The sequence below is a fragment of the Winogradskyella sp. PE311 genome (genome assembly GCF_046545555.1).
Taxonomy (GTDB): Bacteria; Bacteroidota; Bacteroidia; order Flavobacteriales; family Flavobacteriaceae; genus Winogradskyella.
Genome location: NZ_JBHZTH010000001.1, coordinates 917,411 through 937,079 on the forward strand (window position 1 = coordinate 917,411; position 19,669 = coordinate 937,079).

The following is a 19,669-nucleotide window of genomic DNA, read 5'->3' on the forward strand; positions in this document are numbered from 1 at the left end:
TCATATAAGAGACTTTAATTTTTGATTTAAATTCTGTCTAATTTTATATAGTCAAATTACTAATTCCATGCTTTTTGAATAATTTAGTAAGTCGAGTAACATGAGATTTCAAATTCTCTGATGCACCATTGTCTAAAACTAACTGATAAGAAGGATGCTCTTTGTACTTACCATTATATTCGATGATATTAAATCTAATATCGTCTTTTACTAGTATTACCTCAATATCATTTTGATATTCTGTTGAGTTTGATGGTTTGGATCTGAATTTTTTAAAATCTTTATTTTGACAGAAAACAAATGTGTTATTTATTTCGTCTTGAGATAATTTAACAACTAAGGCTTCTAACGCTTTTAAAGAAATTGATTTGAAGTTTTTTAAAGAACTATCCTGACTTACTGAATACACACCATCTTCAGAAATAGAAATTAAAACTTTACGTTTAGTTTCATTTGGCTTAGCAGGTTCTTTTTCGAGTTTGTATGTGCCAATGGGTATAACGATTGGGTCAGAGTCCTCTAATAAATCTAAACCTATAAAATTTATAGGCTTTTTTAGGGACAACATAGAACTTGCTTTACGTTCTTCATCAGTTAATTGACTATTAACTTTGTAATACGATTTACCATCTTTGTTTATTTTAACATAAGGCGCAAATGGTGTTATTGGCAATTTTAAGTTTTCTTTTTCAGCTTTAGTTAATTTGAAGAAATAGGTCTGTCTTAGTTCTACCCATAAATCACTCATTAATTGTTTTTTAGCTTTCGATTTTTTAATAAAATGAGGTTTAGAATAGCGTAAACTCTCATAGCGTTTGTATTTTTTAATGTATTCAGCCTTTCTTTCTGAAATACTGTAACTAGCATAATCTTCTGCATTTGGCCCACCTTTTTCTTTCATAGAGCTATTTCCTTTCTCACCAATATGTATAGGCTTGTTAGAAATATAGATTAGAGGTTCTTTAGTGTCAGTTTTCTGCGCGTTGAGATGTAATTTTGGATTCTTCTTTAATATTTCAATGGCTTTATCAGACGAAATAGGTTTTAACTTATAAAAGAATTTAGCATTGGTCTTAGCCATTCTAATTACAAAGTCTAATGGCGATTCTGGCGGAGGTGGAGGCGGTGGAAAACTTGGCCATTGCTCTGCTACTTTTTTCTGAGCTTCTGTCATCTTATCGTATATAGCTTTGTGTTTTTTTACATCGTTTTGTTTTACAATAAGATTTGTGTAATCGTTACTCTCTTTTGCTTTTGCCATAGCAGTATTTAGTTTTTTAGCCCAAACATCATATTCTGCAATTTCAATAACTGTAGCTCTTTCTGGCGCTTCTGGACTTGGTGGAGGCGGAGGTGGAATATTTGGCCATGGTTCGGCAGTTTCGCGGTGCGCTTCAGTCATTAAGTTACTGTATATGTTATTGTATTTATCGTAATCTTCTTTCTTAATTCTTGGGTAGTAACTTTTGTTATTACCAGACTCTGCTTTTTTAATGGCTGCATTCATTTTTTTAGCCCAAACATCGTATTCTGCAATTTCAATAACTGTAGCTCTTTCTGGCGCTGGTGGTGGAGGTGGAGGTGGTGGTACTTTTGAAAAATCGGGATACGATTCTGCGTTCTTTTTTTGGTCCTCAGACATTATACCATATAAGTATTCTACCCTTTTTACATCCTTAACTTTTATGATTGGAAACTTGCTTTCAAGTTGAGAATTACAGTGCTTAGCCAGTTTATTGTATTCTGCAACTTCCTCTTTTGTTGCTTTTTGTTGTTTTATTTTTGGCGATATTGAAATTTTTTCATCGTTACTTTTTACATCAAGACCTGGAAAAGGGTAGTCAACAGCTTGTTTTTTCTGTTGAGGAGACATTCTTTTATAGATTTTTGAGAATTTGATTAAGTCTTGCTCGTCAATAGGAGGAAACCAAGTAGCATCTTTAGTAATTGGTTTACTTTCATCATGAATCTTTTTTGCCCAAGTATTGTATTCTGCTAATTGTTTTTGTGTGACTTTTTCTTGAGACTTAGAAAGCTTCACAATATATTTACCTTTAGTATCTTTTTGAGTAAGCATTTCAGTGCTTCTACCTTTAGTGTTCCTAGCAATGGATTTAGCTTCTTTTGATGAGATTTTTTCACCATCTAAGTAAAAGGAAGCACCTTTTTCTTCCATTTCAATGATATATTCTAAAAAAGTAGGGTTATATGTTTCTTGAGTGTTTTCAAAGTTTGGACCACCTCTAGATATTTTAGTTTTAGGTTGAGATGATCTAAATTTCTTTTCAGCAGGAACAGGTGGTGTAGGTAAGATATTGTATTTATCTAAATCTTCTTTAGTAAATTGATTGTATATTTTATCAGCTTGTGCTTTTAAAATTCTAAGTTCAGAATTATCTGTTTCTGAACCTTTTAAATAGATTTGAATAGCATTAGAATATATTTTGGTAAGTGCTCTGTAATCACTAAAAGACGCTTGAGTGAAAACATGTTCTAAAACAGAAGGATATGTCCCAACAGATTTGCGTTGCGCTTTGTTCATAAGGTGATAGATAGCAGCTAAGCGCTCAAATGTACCTACAGGAATAAATAGGGCTGAGGATTTATCATTTAATTTCTCTATCCAGTCTTTGTATTCCTTCATCATTGCTTCAGAAGCACCATCTGTATAAACTAATTGTAGGTCATTCGCTTTTTCTAGTTCTGCTTTAATTGGATCTGCAATTTCAGAGTCGTATTTCTGTACATATTCTCGTTCTGCAAAACTGTAAAAGAGAATAGCAATAATTGGTAAAAGCAATAACATGCTCAACCAAATTCTGGTTTTTGATGTTTGTGTTTTCATAACTGTAAATCGTTTTTTGATGGATGAATAATTGATGGCACTACTGAGCTGATGCTTTTGTGTGCTTGATGAAAATTGTAATAATATATTTTGGTAGGTTTTGGTATCGATACCTTTTCCTAATACGGCTTGGTCTGCTAAAAATTCGTGATTAAGTTTTATATGGTGTTTAAAAATGTAAATGAGTGGATGAAACCAAAATATAATTTGAAGTATCTCAATACCAATAATATCTAAACTATGTAATTGATTGGCATGCGTTTGTTCGTGAAGTAACACTTCTTTTGGCACTGCATTGTTATTATAAGTGTCTTTATTAAAAAATAGATACTTAAAAAACGAGTGCGGAATGCGACACTCTTTTAATAAAACGTATATAAAAGACTCTTCTATAATGGTTTCATTTTTAGAAATTCTATGATACATTTTAGCAAGATTCACAATAAATCGTAATGAGAATAATAAGACACCAAGGCCATATATTAACCATAGAACAGCTTCTAAATTCCAAAATGGAGGAGTTTCTATGGGAACATCCGTAACGGAAGACTCTACTGGTATAGTGAAGTTTGAAGAAAATTCAAAATCGTTAACTATTGGTTCTATATATTTTGTTATGGTTAATGAAGGGATTAATAAGGCAGCAATAAATGCACCCAATAAATAAAAACGCTTAAAACGATGCATTTTCTGACGTTCTAACAATAGAACATAAATCAGCCAAAAAATGGCTAAACATGCTGAGAATTTAAATAAATACGTTTCCATATTACTTATTTTTTATTTCTTTATCAATGATAGTTTTAAGTTGTTCTAACTCTTCTTTAGTAAGATCTGTTTTACGCGTAAAGAAGGAAGCAAATTGAGAGGCGCTATCATTAAAAAATGTTTTGATGAGTCCATTAACATGCTTTGAGAAGTAATCTTCTTTCTTTACTAATGGAAAATATTCTCGAGATTTACCATAGGTTTTATAGTCTACAAAGCCTTTACCAATCATTCTTTTTAATAATGTGGCAACTGTAGTCGTTGCAGGTTTAGGCTCTGGGTAAACCTCTAGTAAGTCTTTCATAAAAGCCTTTTCGAGCTTCCATAGATATTGCATTAATTGTTCTTCGGTTTTAGAAAGTTGCATGCTCTACATGTTTAGAATTAACTCTACAAATGTAGAGTATAAAATTGAATTGGCAAAATAAACATTCAAAAGAAAGCAAATAGTTATATTTGTTTAAGTACAAATTATCCCAAATTATGCAGAAAATAGGCTATTTATTATTCTTTTTAGTAGGTGTTAATTTATCTTTTTCACAGTCAATCGAAGATATTATTAATCAAGTTAGTAATGCAAACTTGCAATTAAGTGTATCAGAGCTTTCAGGAGAACAAGCAACTATCATTAATGGCACATCACAAACTATTGTTAGTCGCGTTCAGAGTAATAATGACTTAGCTGCAAACTATATAGAAGAGCGTTTGTCTGCATTACCAAACCTTTCGGTCAGTGTCCAAAATTTTAATACAAACGGAAAAAATATTATAGCTACTCAAATTGGTCAAACCAACCCTAATGATATTTATATTGTTTGTGCACATTATGATTCTGTTACTACATTTTGTGCAGATGATAATGCCACTGGTGTCTCAGCTGTATTGGAAATAGCAAGAATTTTATCTTCTCAGTGTTTAGATAACACTATAGTATATGCGCTATGGGATGAAGAAGAAATAGGATTATTAGGTGCTAATTATTATGCGCAGCAAGCTGCGGATGAGACTAACGGTAATACTAGAGATAATATTTTAGGAGTTGTAAATATGGATATGATTGGTTATGATGGTGATGCACCTGGCACAGTTGGCGATAACGAGTTCGATATAGATGTTCGTAATATAGCTAACTCTATTTCCATAAAAGACGATTTAATTGCCATTTTAAATACATATACTTTTGATTTAGATGTTATTGTTGTTAACCCTGGAACATCGGCAAGCGACCATTCTCGTTTTTGGAATCAAGGTTACTCAGCTGTGCTCGTAGGAGAATCTTGGGAAACTAATGATCAAACACCAGATTATCATACGTCTGGAGATCAAAAAGAGGATATAGACTTTCATTATATGACGGAGTTAACCAAATTAGTTACTGCATATATGGCTACAAAATCTGGTTTAATTGCTTTAGATAATACAGTTACACAGACTCAAACAGAATTAATTGCAAATTCTACTTCTGGGACTTATCAGTGGTTTAATTGCGATACAAGTGCACCAATTTCAGGTGAAACTAATCAAGTTTTTACTCCTTTAGCTACTGGTAATTATGCTGTAGAAGTAAATAATGGTAGTTGTACAGAAATGAGTACATGTTTTAATTTCTCAGTTTTATCAACTGAAGATTTTTTGGAGTGGGAAGTAAATGTATTTCCTAATCCGGTAACATCAATTTTAAGAATTGAGAACTTAACAAAGACTGAAATAAGGATTTTAATACACGATATTTCTGGGAAACTAATAGAAACTTATAATTCTCAAAAAGAGTTAACAGAGGTTAGCTTCAATAATATTAATTCAGGGATTTATTTTGTTACTATAACATCAGAAACAAAATCTTCAACGTTTAAAATTGTTAAGGAATAGTTATCTATTAAAAGGACGTTCGTTAATCCAATGAAAAGATCGAGAGGTCAATGGTAGACTGTCTAAACTTTTTTTCTTAAAACGAATACTAATACTATCGTTTCCTAAAGTTCCGTATAATTTAAGATAGCTAGGTTCTATATTATTAAATTTGAAATTATAGTCATCTTTTTTACTATCTGCTAGATGTATTTTTATTTGATTATTAAGGGTGTCCGTAATAAATGAGTATGGTATTAACTGCTCTGTCATAGTCTTTACAGTAGCTCTTTTTTTTCTTTCAATAATTAAATAACGCCATCGATTTTTGTCAGTAATTAATGGTGGTATTGTATCATTATTTACTATAAATAGCTCTGTTTCCCATATTCCATAAAGATGAGGTCTGTGATTTTCATCACTTATATTGAGCGCACCCAAATAGCTTAAAATAGTGGCTACTACTAAAAATAGTGGAACTAGTATTTTTTTTAATTTACTAATTAGTCTTTGATTTTTTCTAATTCGATTAGGATAATAGAAGTCGTAACTTTTTGTTGCTCCATTTTTTATAAACACTAAGACAAATCGTTTTATATCCGTCATAAAAATGATGCTTGACATTAGAATTAAGTGGATTGAAAAAATTTTAACAGGAATATCGAATGTTAAATTCATCATTGCCACCTGTGCCATTACACCGATAATTATAAAAGCACCGAGAGTAGATGTTCGTCTAAAAACTAGAAGGAGCCCACCTATAATTTCCATTAGACCAGCGAACAGTCCAAAACCTTTAGAGTATCCCATATAATTCCATGCAAGACCCATTGGAGAAAATTCACCTAAAGGTTGCAACAATTTAATAAAAGACGGTTGTTGAAATTGAATTTGAAAAACTTTCACAAAACCATAAAGGAACATTGCAGATATTAAGAATATCCGTAAAACAATTAATAGCCAATAAAGTGGAATGTTATATTCTTTCCTTTTAGCATTAATTATCGACCAAAGAACAGAAGTAATAATGGCAACGCAAAAATTAACAAATAGTGTTATGTAAGCAAAGGTGTTGTCTCCACTTCCATAGCCACTTACATCGAACTCATAATTGAAACCTAAAATTTCTTTGCCAATCCATTTAAAAGGAGTTTCAAATAGACCATTTGCAAACATCAATACTATGTACAGAATGAAATAGCTAAAAATAAATCTAAAAAGTAATTTACTTTTTAGCGACCATTCGGGTATATATGCTTGACTAAGTAACATTTATTTTTTTAATTCAGTAAAATACTTGTAAAACCATGGAATAGTCTCAATTCCTTTAAGGTAATTCCAAATACCAAAGTGTTCGTTAGGTGAATGAATAGCATCACTATCTAAACCAAAGCCCATTAAAATAGTTTTACTTTGTAGCTCTTTTTCAAAAAGTGAGACAATAGGAATACTACCACCACTGCGCTGAGGTATAGGTGTTTTACCAAAAGTTTGCTCATAAGCTTTTGAAGCTGCTTTATAGCCAATACTATCTATAGGAGTTACATAACCTTGCCCACCATGATGAGGTGTTACTCTAACCGTAACACCTTTTGGAGCAATACTTTCAAAATGTGTTTTAAATAACTGAGTAATTTCTTCCCAGTCTTGATTTGGTACTAAACGCATAGATATTTTTGCATAGGCCTTACTTGCAATTACTGTTTTTGCACCTTCGCCTGTATAGCCTCCCCAAATTCCGTTAACGTCTAAAGTTGGTCTAATTGAGTTGCGTTCATTGGTAGAATATCCTTTTTCCCCATATACTGCGTTAATCTCTAATGATTTTTTATACGCATCTAAAGAGAATGGCGCTTTTGCCATTTCAGCACGTTCTGCTTCAGAAAGGTTTTCAACATTGTCATAGAATCCTGGAATTGTAATATGATTATTCTCATCATGAAGTGATGCAATCATCTTAGTTAATACATTTATAGGATTTGCTACAGCACCACCATATAAACCAGAATGTAAGTCGCGATTAGGACCAGTAACTTCAACTTCTACATAGCTTAAACCTCTTAGTCCAGTTGTAATGGAAGGCACGTCTTGCGCAATCATACCAGTATCGGAGATTAGGATAACATCATTTTGAAGCTTTTTTCTATTGGCAACAACATATTTTGCAAGATTTACACTACCAACTTCTTCTTCACCTTCAATCATAAATTTTACATTGCAAGGCAATTCATTATTAGAAGTCATATATTCTAGGGCCTTAACATGCATATACATTTGCCCTTTATCATCACATGCACCACGAGCAAATATTGCGCCTTCTGGGTGTAATTCAGTTTTTTGTATTACAGGCTCAAAAGGTGGTGAATTCCATAAACCTAATGGGTCTGGCGGTTGCACGTCATAGTGGCCATAAACCAAAATTGTAGGTAGATTTTTATCAATTATTTTTTCGCCATAAACGATAGGATAACCGTCGGTTTCACAAATTTCAACATGGTTACATCCTGCTTCTTCTAAACTTATTTTAATAATATCTGCCGTTTTTAAAACATCAGATTTATATGCCGAATCTGCGCTAATTGAAGGTATTTTTAATAAATCTATAAGCTCATTTAGAAATCTATCTTTATTTTCTTTTATATAAGATTGTATGGTTTGCATAAAATGAATTTGGTTTTAAACAAAAATAAGAATTAAACAACGATTATTTTCTTAAATAAATCCTATTTGAATATTGAAACTATTGTTTATATTTGCATCCCGATTTAAGGGAAATTAATGCAGGCGTGGTGGAATTGGTAGACACGCTAGACTTAGGATCTAGTGCCGCGAGGTGTGAGAGTTCGAGTCTCTCCGCCTGTACAAAATAACAAAAGCTGACTATAAGTAGTCGGCTTTTTTTATACCTTAAATAGATGCTATATGAAGTAGGTGAGAAGTTTATGTTTGGTGCAGTCGAAGCAAGTCTCCCCTTTTTTATAGAATAATAAAAGCTGACTTTAATTGAGTTGCTTTTTTTAGTGTGGATAATTCTCTTTTTTACATTTATAGACCTTGACTTTAAATGTCTTATCGCAAATACTATTAATCATAGTTAATGTTTTAATTATTCTGAATATATTTATAAGTAACTGATGCTATAAAGTTTACTGAAATAGCATGACAGGACAGGATACAATTAATTAGATTACAAATTAACTTTAACCCTATTAATTCATTACTTTAGAAACTAAATTTTAAATACTAAAAATAATAAATGAGTAAAACAATTGTATTAACTGGAGCAGGTGGTGTCTTATGCAGTACACTCGCCGAAGCTTTAGCAGAACAAGGACACAAAATTGCAGTATTAGACCTAAGAAAGGAAGCTGCTGATAAAGTTGCTGATACAATAAATAGAAATGGCGGAAATGCCATTGGAGTAGAAGCCAATGTTTTAGAGAAAGATTCTTTAATCGCTTCAAAGAAAGTTGTCAATGCTGCCTTTGGTAAAGTTGATATATTAGTTAATGGAGCTGGTGGAAACCATCCTTTAGGAACAACCTCTAATCCGTTTTTAGAAATAGAAGATTTAAAAAATACTACAGAAGGCTTTAAAACCTTTTTCGATTTAGATCCAAAGGGAATTGAGTTTACATTTAACCTTAATTTTTTAGGAACATTAATTCCGACACAAGTATTTGCAGAAGATATGGTTGGTCGCGAAGGTTGTAGTGTGTTGAATATTTCTTCAATGAATGCCTTTACACCTTTAACTAAAATTCCAGCCTACAGTGGTGCCAAAGCAGCAGTGTCTAACTTTACACAGTGGTTGGCAGTTCACTTTTCTCAAGTAGGTATTCGTGTAAATGCCTTAGCACCTGGATTTTTCTTAACTGACCAAAATCGTTCATTACTCACAAATGAAGATGGCAGTTTAACCAAACGTGGTCAACAAATTATAGACCAAACGCCAATGAATCGTTACGGTGAGCCTGAGGATTTAGTAGGCACAACATTATGGTTGTGTAGTGAAGGATCTAAATTTGTGACAGGAGTTGTCGTGCCAATTGACGGAGGATTTGCAGCCTATAGTGGAGTTTAAAATACAATACATGAATTTACAATTAGAACAAACATGGAGATGGTATGGACCTAGCGATCCAGTCTCTCTTTTAGATATAAAACAATCTGGAGCAACAGGCATTGTTTCTGCTTTACATCAAGTGCCAAATGGAGACGTTTGGACAGTTGAAGCCATCAAAGAACGTAAAACTCAAATAGAAAGTGTTGGTTTAACATGGTCAGTGGTAGAAAGCGTACCAATTCACGAAAACATTAAAACCAAATCTGGTAATTACAAAACATACATCGAAAATTACAAGCAAACACTTTTGAATCTGGGTAAATGCGGAATCGATATTGTCTGCTACAACTTTATGCCAGTACTAGATTGGACACGTACCAACTTAGATTATGAAGTTAATGATAAATCTACTGCACTACGTTTTGAAGCTGCCGCTTTTGCAGCATTTGAGTTGTACTTATTAAAACGACCTGGAGCAGAAAATGATTATATTGATGCGCAAAAAGAAGCGGCTAAATCCTATCTTAAAAATGCTTCGGACGATGACCAGAAAAAACTAGTAAGAAATATTATAGCAGGTTTACCTGGAGCTGAAGAAGGTTATACCTTAGAAGAATTCAATACTATCCTGGCAACTTATAATAACATTGGACCAAAGGAATTAAAAGCAAATCTCTTTTCATTTTTATCCGAAATTATCCCATCTGCAGAACAAGCTGGTGTGTTAATGTGTATTCATCCAGACGATCCACCATTTCCAATTTTAGGATTACCTAGAGTAGTAAGCACAGAACAAGATATAATAGATTTATATGATGCGGTTAAAAGTCCAAATAACGGGCTTACATTTTGTACAGGCTCATTCGGAGTGCGAGCAGATAACGATTTAGCAGGTATGGTGGAACGACTAGGAGATCGTATTCACTTTATACATTTAAGAGCTACAAAGCGCGATGCAGAAGGTAACTTTCATGAGGCAGACCATTTAGAAGGAGATGTAGATATGTATGCCGTGATGAAAGCCTTAGTTTTAGAACAGCAAAAACGAGTAAAAGCAGGCCGTAAAGATTTACGTATGCCATTTAGACCAGATCATGGTCATAAAATGCTAGATGATTTAAAAAAGAAAACAAATCCTGGATATTCAGGGATTGGACGTCTGCGAGGTTTAGCCGAATTACGTGGCTTAGAACTTGGTATTAGGCGTTCATTATAAATTTAAATAAACTAAGATTGTCCGTTCGAGCGCAGTCGAGAACTAAAAAATAAAATAAAACTATGTCAACAACATTCGAAACAAGATACGCTTCAAGTCCAAAAGCAGTAAAACAATACGACACACAGCAACTAAGAGATGAATTTTTAATTCCAGATTTAATGCAACCAGGCAAAGTAAAGTTTGTCTATACACATTACGATCGTTACATGGCTGGTGGTGCAGTGCCAACTTCAGACTTAAAATTAGAAACGATTGATCCTTTAAAAGCGGATTTCTTTTTAGAACGTCGCGAACTTGGAATCATTAATGTTGGTGGTGACGGAAGTATTGTTGTAGATGGTGAAACGTTTAAAATAAATCATAAAGATGCTTTATACATTGGTAAAGGAGCAAAAGACGTGACCTTTAAAAGTGATAATGCAGGCAATCCTGCAAAATTCTACATGAATTCTGCACCAGCACATAAAACCTTTCCTACTAAAAAGACAAGTTTAGCAGAAGCTAATAAAATAGAATTGGGAAGTTTAGAAACTGCAAATCACAGAACAGTTAGCCAAATGATTATTGGAGGTATTGTAACGACTTGCCAATTGCAAATGGGAATGACAGAACTTAAAACAGGAAGCGTTTGGAATACCATGCCAGCGCATGTTCATGACAGACGAATGGAAATATATTTCTACTTAGATGTGCCAGAAGAACAAGCTGTTTGCCACTTTATGGGACAACCGCAAGAAACACGTCATATCTGGATGCATAATCATCAAGCAGTAATTTCACCACCTTGGTCTATCCACTCAGGTTCAGGAACATCTAACTACACCTTTATATGGGGAATGGCTGGTGAGAATTTAGATTACAATGACATGGATGTTGCAAAAATTACAGATTTAAGATAATATGTCTCAAGAATTATTCAATATAAAAGGAAAAGTAGCTCTTGTTACTGGTAGTACGCACGGTTTAGGCATGGCCATGGCCATGGGTTTAGGAAAAGCAGGAGCAACGATTGTTGTTAATGGGAATTCCTCACAAGAAAAAATTGATAATGCCGTAGCTGACTATAAAAAAGAAGGCATTAATGCTAAAGGTTACAAGTTTAATGTAGCTAATGAATCTGAAGTTATTGCTAATATTTCAAAAATTGAATCTGAAGTTGGTAACATCGACATTCTCGTCAATAACGCAGGCATAATAAAACGTACACCTTTAGCTGAAATGGAAGTTGAAGACTTTAAGCAAGTCTTAGATATAGATTTAGTTAGCCCGTTTATAGTGTCTAAACATGTCGTTAAAGGCATGATGGAGCGAAAAGAAGGAAAAATCATAAACATTTGTTCTATGATGAGTCAATTGGGCAGAAATACCGTTGGTGCCTATGCAGCAGCAAAAGGTGGTCTAGTAATGTTGACTAAAAATATGGCAACAGAATGGGCGCGATTTAATATTCAAGTTAATGGTATTGGACCAGGTTATTTTGCGACGTCGCAAACAGCACCAATTAGAGTAGATGGACACCCGTTTAATGATTTTATTGTAGGAAGAACACCTGCAGCAAAATGGGGAGACCCAAATGATTTAGCCGGTGCCGCTATCTTTTTAGGTTCAAAAGCAAGTGATTTTGTTAATGGGCATATTTTGTATGTTGATGGTGGTATTTTAGCTACTATAGGAAAGCCTTCAAATGAACTTTAATTTAACCTATGTCTATGACCAGTGAACCTATGAAGCTAGAAACCTCATTAAAAGTAAACGATTTTGATGTTCAAAAAGATATAGTTTCTAAAATTAGAGACTTAATCAATAATAAAAATTTAGAGCCAGGAGATAGATTACCTTCAGAAAGAATGCTCTCAGAAAAGTTTCAGGTTACCAGAGGTAGTATTAGAGCAGCCATACAAAAACTAGAATTTTATGGTGTTTTAAAATCAATACCTCAAAGTGGAACATATATAACAAATATTGGTGTAATTGCTATAAACGGTATCATAAAAAATCTTTTAAGATTAGATAATCCAGATTTTAAATCTTTGGTAGAAACGAGAATTTTATTAGAATTAAAGACGACTAGCTTAGCAGCTGTAAACAGAACAATTGAAGATTTAACTGATATGGAAGACGCTTTACAAGCGTACAAAAATAAAGTGTTAAAAAATGAAGATGCCGTCCAAGAAGATTTATTGTTTCATTTAGCTATAGCAAAAGCAAGTGGTAATACGACGATGAATAGTATAATGCTATTGATTACACCAGAAATTATCACAAATTTTGAAAAATATCACATTTGTGATTCAGGATTATCACACAGCGCTATTTATGAGCATCAAGCAATTTTTGATGCCATTAAAAATCAGGAATCAATAGTAGCTCTAGAAAAAATGAGAGCACATTTTAAGGTGCTCTATGATTATTGTAATAGTTAAAAATAATATTATGTTATTACCAAAGTGTGTAACTCAAAAACGAATAAAAAATGAATATTAAAAAGCTTTCATTTTTAGTAATTGTTTCACTTATATGTTCTTGTTCTAATGATAAAGGAAGTACAATTATTACAATAAAAAATTCACTAGAATTTGAACGTGAATTCGAAACAGTCGAATTGTCAAAATCTGATTTAAATATTGAAAACCTTGATAATATCTGTATTCTTAATACGGAGACGAACACACTAGAAGTTGTACAAACTGTTGATAATGATGACGACGGCAATTTGGATGTTGTTTTATTTCAACCAAAAATAAAGGCAAATGCTACAGCTAAATATGAAGTTGTTTTAATTCCCGAATCAGAACAAACCGAAACCCAAGAATGGTGCTATTCCCGTTTTGTACCAGAGCGTACTGATGATTATGCCTGGGAAAACAATAGAGTAGCTTTTAGAACTTTTGGTCCTGTAGCACAAAAAATGATTGAAGATGGTGTTAAAGGTGGAACTTTAACCAGTGGTATGGACGCCTGGTTAAAACGTGTAGAATATCCCATTATTAATAAATGGTATGCAAGGGGTGTTATTGAAAAAGGCGCTTACCATAAGGATATTGGTGAAGGATTAGATAACTTTCATGTTGGTGTTAGTCGTGGTGTTGGAGGTATTGCTGTAAAAACAGATTCTACTTACTCAGTCTCTAAAAATTTTACGGCTTGGAAAACGATAACAACAGGTCCCATAAGAACAAGCTTTATTTTAGACTATGCAGATTGGGATGCTAATGGTAAAGTAATCAAAGAAAGAAAGCATATCTCTCTAGACTATGGGCAAAATTTAACGCGATTTAATGTTGAATTAAGTGGAACAGACAAAGTTTCTGTTGGTTTAACATCTCATAAAAAAGATGGAGAAGTTACTACCAATAAAGAAGAAGGATGGATGAGTTATTGGGAACCGTTTGACGATTCAGAATTGGGCCAAGGTGTTATTATTACGAATCCAAAACGTATCATAGCTTTTGATAATTATCTTACTGATAGAAAAGATGAAAGCAACTTATATGTTCAATCAAATGTTTCGAGAGCATTTGAATATTATGCAGGTTTCGGCTGGAAGAAATCAGGTCAGTTTGAAACTAAAACAGATTGGAATAATTACCTATCACGATTCTCAAATTGTTTACAGAACCCTTTAGAAGTGAACGTTGTAACACCATCAAAATAATATGAAGTACATTTCTATAAAAACTATTACAGTTGTTGTATTACTGGTTTTAACTTTTACATCTTGTAAAGACAATACGGGTCCTAAAGTGATGTATTTGGGTCATACATTACCACAAACGCATCCTGTACATAAAGGCATTGTAGAATTTCAAAAGGCACTAGAAAAGAAATCTAATGGCACATTAATCGTTAAGATATTTCCTGATGCGCAGTTAGGTTCAGAACGAGAGGTTTTGGAGTTATTACAAATCGGAAGTGTAGCGGCAACAAAAGTAAGTGCCGCAACATTGTCTAATTTTGTGCCAGAATATAATGTCCTAGGAATCCCATATTTGTTTAGAGATAAGCAGCATCAATTTGAAGTTTTAGAAGGCGAGATTGGCAAGTCGATACTACAAAAAGGTAGTAAGTTTTGGTTACGCGGTCTTTGTTATTATGATGCTGGTAGCCGAAGTTTTTATACCAGCAATAAAGCGATTAGAACACCAGAGGACTTAGAAGGACTTAAAATTAGAGTGATGAACAATCAAATGGCGATTAATATGGTCAACTCTATGGGAGGTTCTGCTACACCATTGGCTTACGGTGAATTGTACACAGCAATTCAGCAAGGTGTAGTTGATGGTGCAGAAAATAATCCACCATCGTTTGTGTCTTCAAATCACTATGAAATTAGCAAGTATTATACATTAGACCAGCACTCTTCCGTGCCAGATGTACTTTTAATTGGTACAAAATATTGGGATAAATTATCAGACCAAGAAAAAATTTGGGTGCAAGAAGCAGCTGACGAATCTGCTCAAGCTCAAAAAGTATTTTGGAACGAATCTGTTGAAGCATCTATGGAAACAGCAAAAGCAGCAGGTGTAGAAATTATCATTCCTGAGAAGTCTTTATTTGCTGATAAATCGAAATCGGTCTTAGAAAATTTTGTTAAGGAATTTCCAGAACTAAAACCAATTGTAAACCAAATTAAAAATAAAGACTAATGACTAAATCTGACCTTATTTTTAATAAAGTTCTTAAAATCCTTGAGTGGATTATGATTGTGATTTTCGCGCTTTTGGTGCTCGATGTTTTGTTTCAAGTATTTTCAAGATATGCTTTAGGAACATCGTTTACATGGACTGAAGAATTTGCCAGGTTTGCCTTAATCTGGATGACCATTTTAGGAGCTGCATATCTTAATGGTAAAAAAGAGCATTTATCTATGGATTTTTTGTATCAAAAATTTTCTGAACCTAATAAAAGAAAAGCATCAATTCTTATAGAGGTTTTAATATTTCTATTTGCACTTGTAATTATGGTTATTGGTGGTTTAAATTTAGTTTACACAACCTTACATTTAGAACAACTTTCAGGAACATTACGAATTCCTCTAGGCTATGTTTATGCTATAATGCCTTTTAGTGGTTTTTTAATCATGTGCTTTTCAGTTTTTCATATTGCAAAAATTATTAACAACAAAAGCGCTAATTAGTTATGAGTATAGAAATTATAAGTATTATCGTTTTGTTTGTGAGTTTCTTCACCTTGTTGTTACTCAAAGTTCCTGTTGCCTATAGTATTGGTATCGCAACGACATTAAGTTTGTTACTTAATATTGATAAATTACCTGGAATCACAACGATTGCACAGCGAATGACTACAGGTATAGATAGTTTTGCCTTATTAGCAATTCCGTTCTTTATATTGGCAGGTGATATTATGAAACGTGGTGGTATAGCCACACGACTCATCAACTTCGCTAAATCTTTAGTGTCTAGTCTTCCAGGTGGATTGGCTTATGTTAATATTTTGGCATCAATGTTATTTGGAGCCATTTCGGGATCTGCCCTTGCAGCAGCATCTGCTATTGGAAGCATAATGACTGATCGCATGGAGGAGGAAGGCTACCCAAGAACCTTAAGTGCATCTGTAAATATTACAGCTTCTACTACAGGACTATTAATTCCTCCAAGTAATATATTAATTGTATATGCTTTGGCGAGTGGCGGAACCGCATCAGTAGCTGCACTTTTTATAGCAGGTTATTTGCCAGGTATATTATTAGGTTTCGCTATTATGGGCTATGTTGCTTACATTGCGATTAGCAAAAATTATGCTAGAGGAAAGCGCGCTACATTGTTTGAAATTTGGACGTTTTTCAGAAAAGCGTTTTTCAGTTTATTATTATTAGTAATAGTCGTTGGAGGTATCGTTGCAGGTGTTTTTACAGCGACTGAAGCCTCAGTAATAGCCGTATTATATGCGGCAGTATTATCTTTAGCGTATGGTGATATGAAAGTTAAAGACTTTTCTGGAGTATTATTATCTAGTGCTAAAACTACAGCTGTAGTAATGTTTTTAATTTGTACCTCAATGGCCATGTCTTGGTTGTTTTCGTTTGAAGGTATTCCTGAAATGATTAGTACATTTTTGTTAGAGTCCTTAAATAATAAGTTTGCTATCTTTTTAGCGATTAACCTTATCCTATTAGTCATAGGAACCTTCATGGATATGACTCCTGCGGTGTTAATATTTACACCTATTTTTCTACCTGTAGTTACTGCTTTAGGTATGGATCCTGTACACTTTGGAATTGTAATTGTTTTGAACCTGTGTATTGGAATTTGTACTCCACCTGTAGGAACCTTGCTCTTTGTCGGTAGTGGTGTAGCCAAAGTTTCGGTTACTCAAGTGATAAAGCCATTATTGCCATTTTTAGCAATTATGGTGGCTGTACTAATGCTAATCAGTTTTATCCCTGAAATATCTATGTTTTTACCTAGATTGTTCGGTCTTTAAATAGTGTCGATATGGATATTAAACGCTAAGAGCTAAATGTATCTATTATTTCCATGACTCTTAAGCCTTCATGTGCAGAACACGGATTATCTTGTTTCCCAAGAAAATAATTTACAGTAGCTTCAATCATGGGATGTTGAATATTTTCTATTTGCTTAAAATTTAAAAGTTCAGTGGTACCATTTTTTGTAATTTCAATTTGATTTCCAAAAATGGATAGTTTTATTTCGCCTAAACTTCCAAATATTTTTAGTTCATCTTTATTCGAAGAATTATTGACATTAAATGCCCACAAACCTCTACATTGAATACCATTTTTAAGTTCAATAATTCCATTTACAACATCGTCTGCATCGTAAGTTTTACTCTGGTTAATTGCAAAACCGTGTGCCTCTTTATAATCACCTAAAAAATAATAGATTAAATCTAATTGATGTGGTGCCAAATCATGAAAATACCCACCACCAGAAATACTTTTATTAGCACGCCAATTATCTTCTGTAACGGTAATCATATCCGTTTTTAAAGGCTGTAATAATTGTATATCTGCACAACGAATCTCGCCAATTTCACCATCATCAATAAGTTGTTTTACTTTTAAAAACATAGGAAGCTGTCTTCTGTAATGTGCAACGGTTAGTTTGGCATTACTCGATTTAAGTACTTGACAAATTTGCTTTGCTTCATTTGCATTTAGGGCCATTGGTTTTTCTAAATAGACATTCTTGTTGAGCTTTAATGCTTTCAAAGCATATTCCAAATGACTTGATGGTGGTGTGGCAATATAAATGGCATTTATAGCTTCATTATTGAGTAAATCATCAGCGTTATCATACCAAAGAGAAACCTTATGTCTTTCTGCATAATCTTTTGCTTTCTCAGTATTTCTTCGCATTACAGCAACTAAACGAGAATGTTCAACTTTATTAAATGCAGGTCCGCTTTTTACTTCCGTAACATCACCACAACCTATAATTCCCCAATTGATTGTATTCATTTTTTTATTTAAAATTGAAATAGTTTTTGGCATTATTATAACAAATATCACTAACAATTTTGCCTAACCATTTTTCGTCATTTGGAAGCTCTCCGTTAACGACATCATTTGCAATTAAATTGCACAAGATACGTCTGAAATACTCATGTCTTGGAAAAGAGAGAAAGCTACGAGAATCGGTAAGCATACCAACAAAACAACTTAATAATCCAAGATTAGAGAGTGTGTTTAGTTGTTTCTCCATACCATCTTTTTGGTCTAAAAACCACCAAGCGGCACCAAACTGAACTTTACCTTTAATGTTACCATCGTTAAAGTTACCAACCATAGTGGCGAAGACTTCATTATCTGCCGGATTTAAATTGTAGACTATGGTTTTAGCAAGTTGATCAGTACTATCTAAAGCGTTTAAAAAACCACTTAAGCCAACCGCTTGTGAAAAATCACCAATCGAATCGAATCCAGTATCTGGTCCCAACTGCTTTAATAATCGTTTATTGTTATTTCTAATCGGACCTAAATGTAGTTGTTGCGTCCAACCTTTTTTATGATAAAATTTTCCTAAAGCTAATAGTGTTTCTGCTCTAAAAAACTGAACTTCTTCTTTAGATAGATTTTTTCCAGATGTAACAGAAGCAAATAATTTTGATACATCATATTTTTTATTTGAAAAATGGTTCAATTGCTCCAATCCATGATCTGAAAGTTTACAGCCATGAGCATCAAAATAGTCTATTCTGTTTTCTAGAGCAGACAATAAATTATCGTAAGTAGTAATCCTAAAATCAACTACATTCTCTAAAGATTTAATGTAATCTATATAAGCTTTGCTATCGGCTACAGCATAAGCTTTATCTGGTCTAAATGTTGGAAAAGCACTTACTTTTTTGTCACTTTCTGCTATATGTTTATGGTGCTTTAAATCGTCAATAGGATCATCAGTTGTGCAGAGTGATTCCACATTTTGCTGTTCTAACAATCCGCAAGTTGTATGTGTAGATTTATTAAGTATTTCTGAGGTTTTTTCGTAAACTGACTCAGCATTTTCTGGTGTCAACAAATCTTTAACTCCAAAATAGCGTTGCAACTCTAAATGTGTCCAATGGTATAATGGATTTCTTAATGTGTAAGGGACCACTTCGGCCCATTTTAAGAATTTGTCTTTATCAGACGCATTCCCAGTAATATATTTTTCGTTAATGCCATAAGCTCTCATGGCACGCCATTTATAATGATCTCCGTAAAGCCAAACTTGCGTTATATTTTCAAATGTTGTGTTTTCTGCAATCTGCTGTGGTGATAAATGATTGTGATAATCTATTATTGGAAGCGGTTTTGCATAATCATGATAAAGCGTTTTTGCAAAGTCGCTCTGTAAAAGAAAATTGTCGTTTATAAAGGATTTCATTTATTCTGTTTTTAATCAATATAATTTGCGTTGATACGGTTTTTTTAATGAACTAAAGTAATGTAGTTATTTAT

The 19,669-nt window shown here is 33.3% G+C and carries 16 protein-coding genes and 1 tRNA gene; 11 read left to right on the forward strand and 6 right to left on the reverse strand.

Annotated features, from left to right (window positions below; all coding sequences use genetic code 11):
• Positions 1-43: 43 nt before the first annotated feature.
• Together ACFWU4_RS04035 and ACFWU4_RS04040 are read right to left on the reverse strand one after the other, a co-directional pair.
• Positions 44-3,613, reverse strand: a complete 3,570-nt coding sequence (locus ACFWU4_RS04035; RefSeq protein WP_411125109.1) for a M56 family metallopeptidase — start codon at positions 3,611-3,613, stop codon at positions 44-46.
• Between the two features lies 1 nt (position 3,614).
• Positions 3,615-3,980, reverse strand: coding sequence for a BlaI/MecI/CopY family transcriptional regulator (locus ACFWU4_RS04040; RefSeq protein WP_411125111.1), 366 nt, complete (start codon positions 3,978-3,980; stop codon positions 3,615-3,617).
• Between the two features lie 116 nt (positions 3,981-4,096).
• Here ACFWU4_RS04040 and ACFWU4_RS04045 point away from each other — a divergent pair, with 116 nt between their 5' ends.
• Positions 4,097-5,482, forward strand: coding sequence for a M28 family peptidase (locus ACFWU4_RS04045; protein ID WP_411125113.1), 1,386 nt, complete (start codon positions 4,097-4,099; stop codon positions 5,480-5,482).
• Here ACFWU4_RS04045 and ACFWU4_RS04050 read toward each other — a convergent pair whose 3' ends face one another.
• On the reverse strand, positions 5,483-6,733 hold the full coding sequence (locus tag ACFWU4_RS04050) for a DoxX family protein (protein ID WP_411125115.1): 1,251 nt from the start codon (positions 6,731-6,733) through the stop codon (positions 5,483-5,485).
• Positions 6,734-8,122, reverse strand: coding sequence for a dipeptidase (locus tag ACFWU4_RS04055; RefSeq protein ID WP_411125117.1), 1,389 nt, complete (start codon positions 8,120-8,122; stop codon positions 6,734-6,736).
• Between the two features lie 119 nt (positions 8,123-8,241).
• On the opposite strand from ACFWU4_RS04055, the gene ACFWU4_RS04060 reads away from it, so the two are divergent.
• The 10 genes from ACFWU4_RS04060 (at position 8,242) to ACFWU4_RS04105 (ending at position 17,190) form a co-directional block, all read left to right on the forward strand.
• Positions 8,242-8,323: transfer RNA gene (locus ACFWU4_RS04060), tRNA-Leu, on the forward strand.
• Positions 8,324-8,717: 394 nt separating this feature from the next.
• Positions 8,718-9,545, forward strand: coding sequence for an SDR family oxidoreductase (locus ACFWU4_RS04065; RefSeq protein ID WP_411125119.1), 828 nt, complete (start codon positions 8,718-8,720; stop codon positions 9,543-9,545).
• A gap of 10 nt (positions 9,546-9,555) precedes the next feature.
• Positions 9,556-10,743 carry a mannonate dehydratase gene (uxuA, locus tag ACFWU4_RS04070; RefSeq protein WP_411125121.1) on the forward strand — a complete coding sequence of 396 codons (1,188 nt, stop codon included), beginning with the start codon at positions 9,556-9,558 and terminating at the stop codon, positions 10,741-10,743.
• A gap of 62 nt (positions 10,744-10,805) precedes the next feature.
• Positions 10,806-11,645: a 5-dehydro-4-deoxy-D-glucuronate isomerase gene (gene kduI / locus ACFWU4_RS04075; RefSeq protein WP_411125123.1), complete on the forward strand. Its 840-nt coding sequence runs from the start codon at positions 10,806-10,808 to the stop codon at positions 11,643-11,645.
• Between the two features lies 1 nt (position 11,646).
• Positions 11,647-12,441: a gluconate 5-dehydrogenase gene (locus ACFWU4_RS04080; protein ID WP_411125125.1), complete on the forward strand. Its 795-nt coding sequence runs from the start codon at positions 11,647-11,649 to the stop codon at positions 12,439-12,441.
• Positions 12,442-12,470: 29 nt separating this feature from the next.
• The gene (locus ACFWU4_RS04085) at positions 12,471-13,169 is read left to right on the forward strand and encodes a FadR/GntR family transcriptional regulator (RefSeq protein ID WP_411127224.1); all 699 of its coding nucleotides are present in this window, start codon (positions 12,471-12,473) and stop codon (positions 13,167-13,169) included.
• A gap of 50 nt (positions 13,170-13,219) precedes the next feature.
• Positions 13,220-14,401 (forward strand): DUF4861 family protein, encoded by a 1,182-nt coding sequence (locus tag ACFWU4_RS04090; RefSeq protein ID WP_411125127.1) that lies wholly within the window; start codon positions 13,220-13,222, stop codon positions 14,399-14,401.
• 1 nt (position 14,402) lies between these two features.
• Positions 14,403-15,392 (forward strand): TRAP transporter substrate-binding protein, encoded by a 990-nt coding sequence (locus tag ACFWU4_RS04095; protein ID WP_411125129.1) that lies wholly within the window; start codon positions 14,403-14,405, stop codon positions 15,390-15,392.
• A complete protein-coding gene (locus tag ACFWU4_RS04100; RefSeq protein ID WP_411125131.1) occupies positions 15,392-15,883 on the forward strand; it encodes a TRAP transporter small permease in 492 nt (163 codons plus the stop codon). The genes ACFWU4_RS04095 and ACFWU4_RS04100 overlap by 1 nt, the downstream gene beginning before the upstream one ends.
• Before the next feature lie 2 nt (positions 15,884-15,885).
• The gene (locus tag ACFWU4_RS04105; protein ID WP_411125133.1) at positions 15,886-17,190 is read left to right on the forward strand and encodes a TRAP transporter large permease; all 1,305 of its coding nucleotides are present in this window, start codon (positions 15,886-15,888) and stop codon (positions 17,188-17,190) included.
• Between the two features lie 25 nt (positions 17,191-17,215).
• On the opposite strand, the gene ACFWU4_RS04110 is transcribed toward ACFWU4_RS04105, so the two are convergent.
• Together ACFWU4_RS04110 and uxaC are read right to left on the reverse strand one after the other, a co-directional pair.
• Positions 17,216-18,187: a Gfo/Idh/MocA family protein gene (locus tag ACFWU4_RS04110; protein WP_411125135.1), complete on the reverse strand. Its 972-nt coding sequence runs from the start codon at positions 18,185-18,187 to the stop codon at positions 17,216-17,218.
• Between the two features lie 4 nt (positions 18,188-18,191).
• The gene (gene uxaC, locus ACFWU4_RS04115; RefSeq protein ID WP_411125137.1) at positions 18,192-19,595 is read right to left on the reverse strand and encodes a glucuronate isomerase; all 1,404 of its coding nucleotides are present in this window, start codon (positions 19,593-19,595) and stop codon (positions 18,192-18,194) included.
• Between the last annotated feature and the right edge of the window lie 74 nt (positions 19,596-19,669).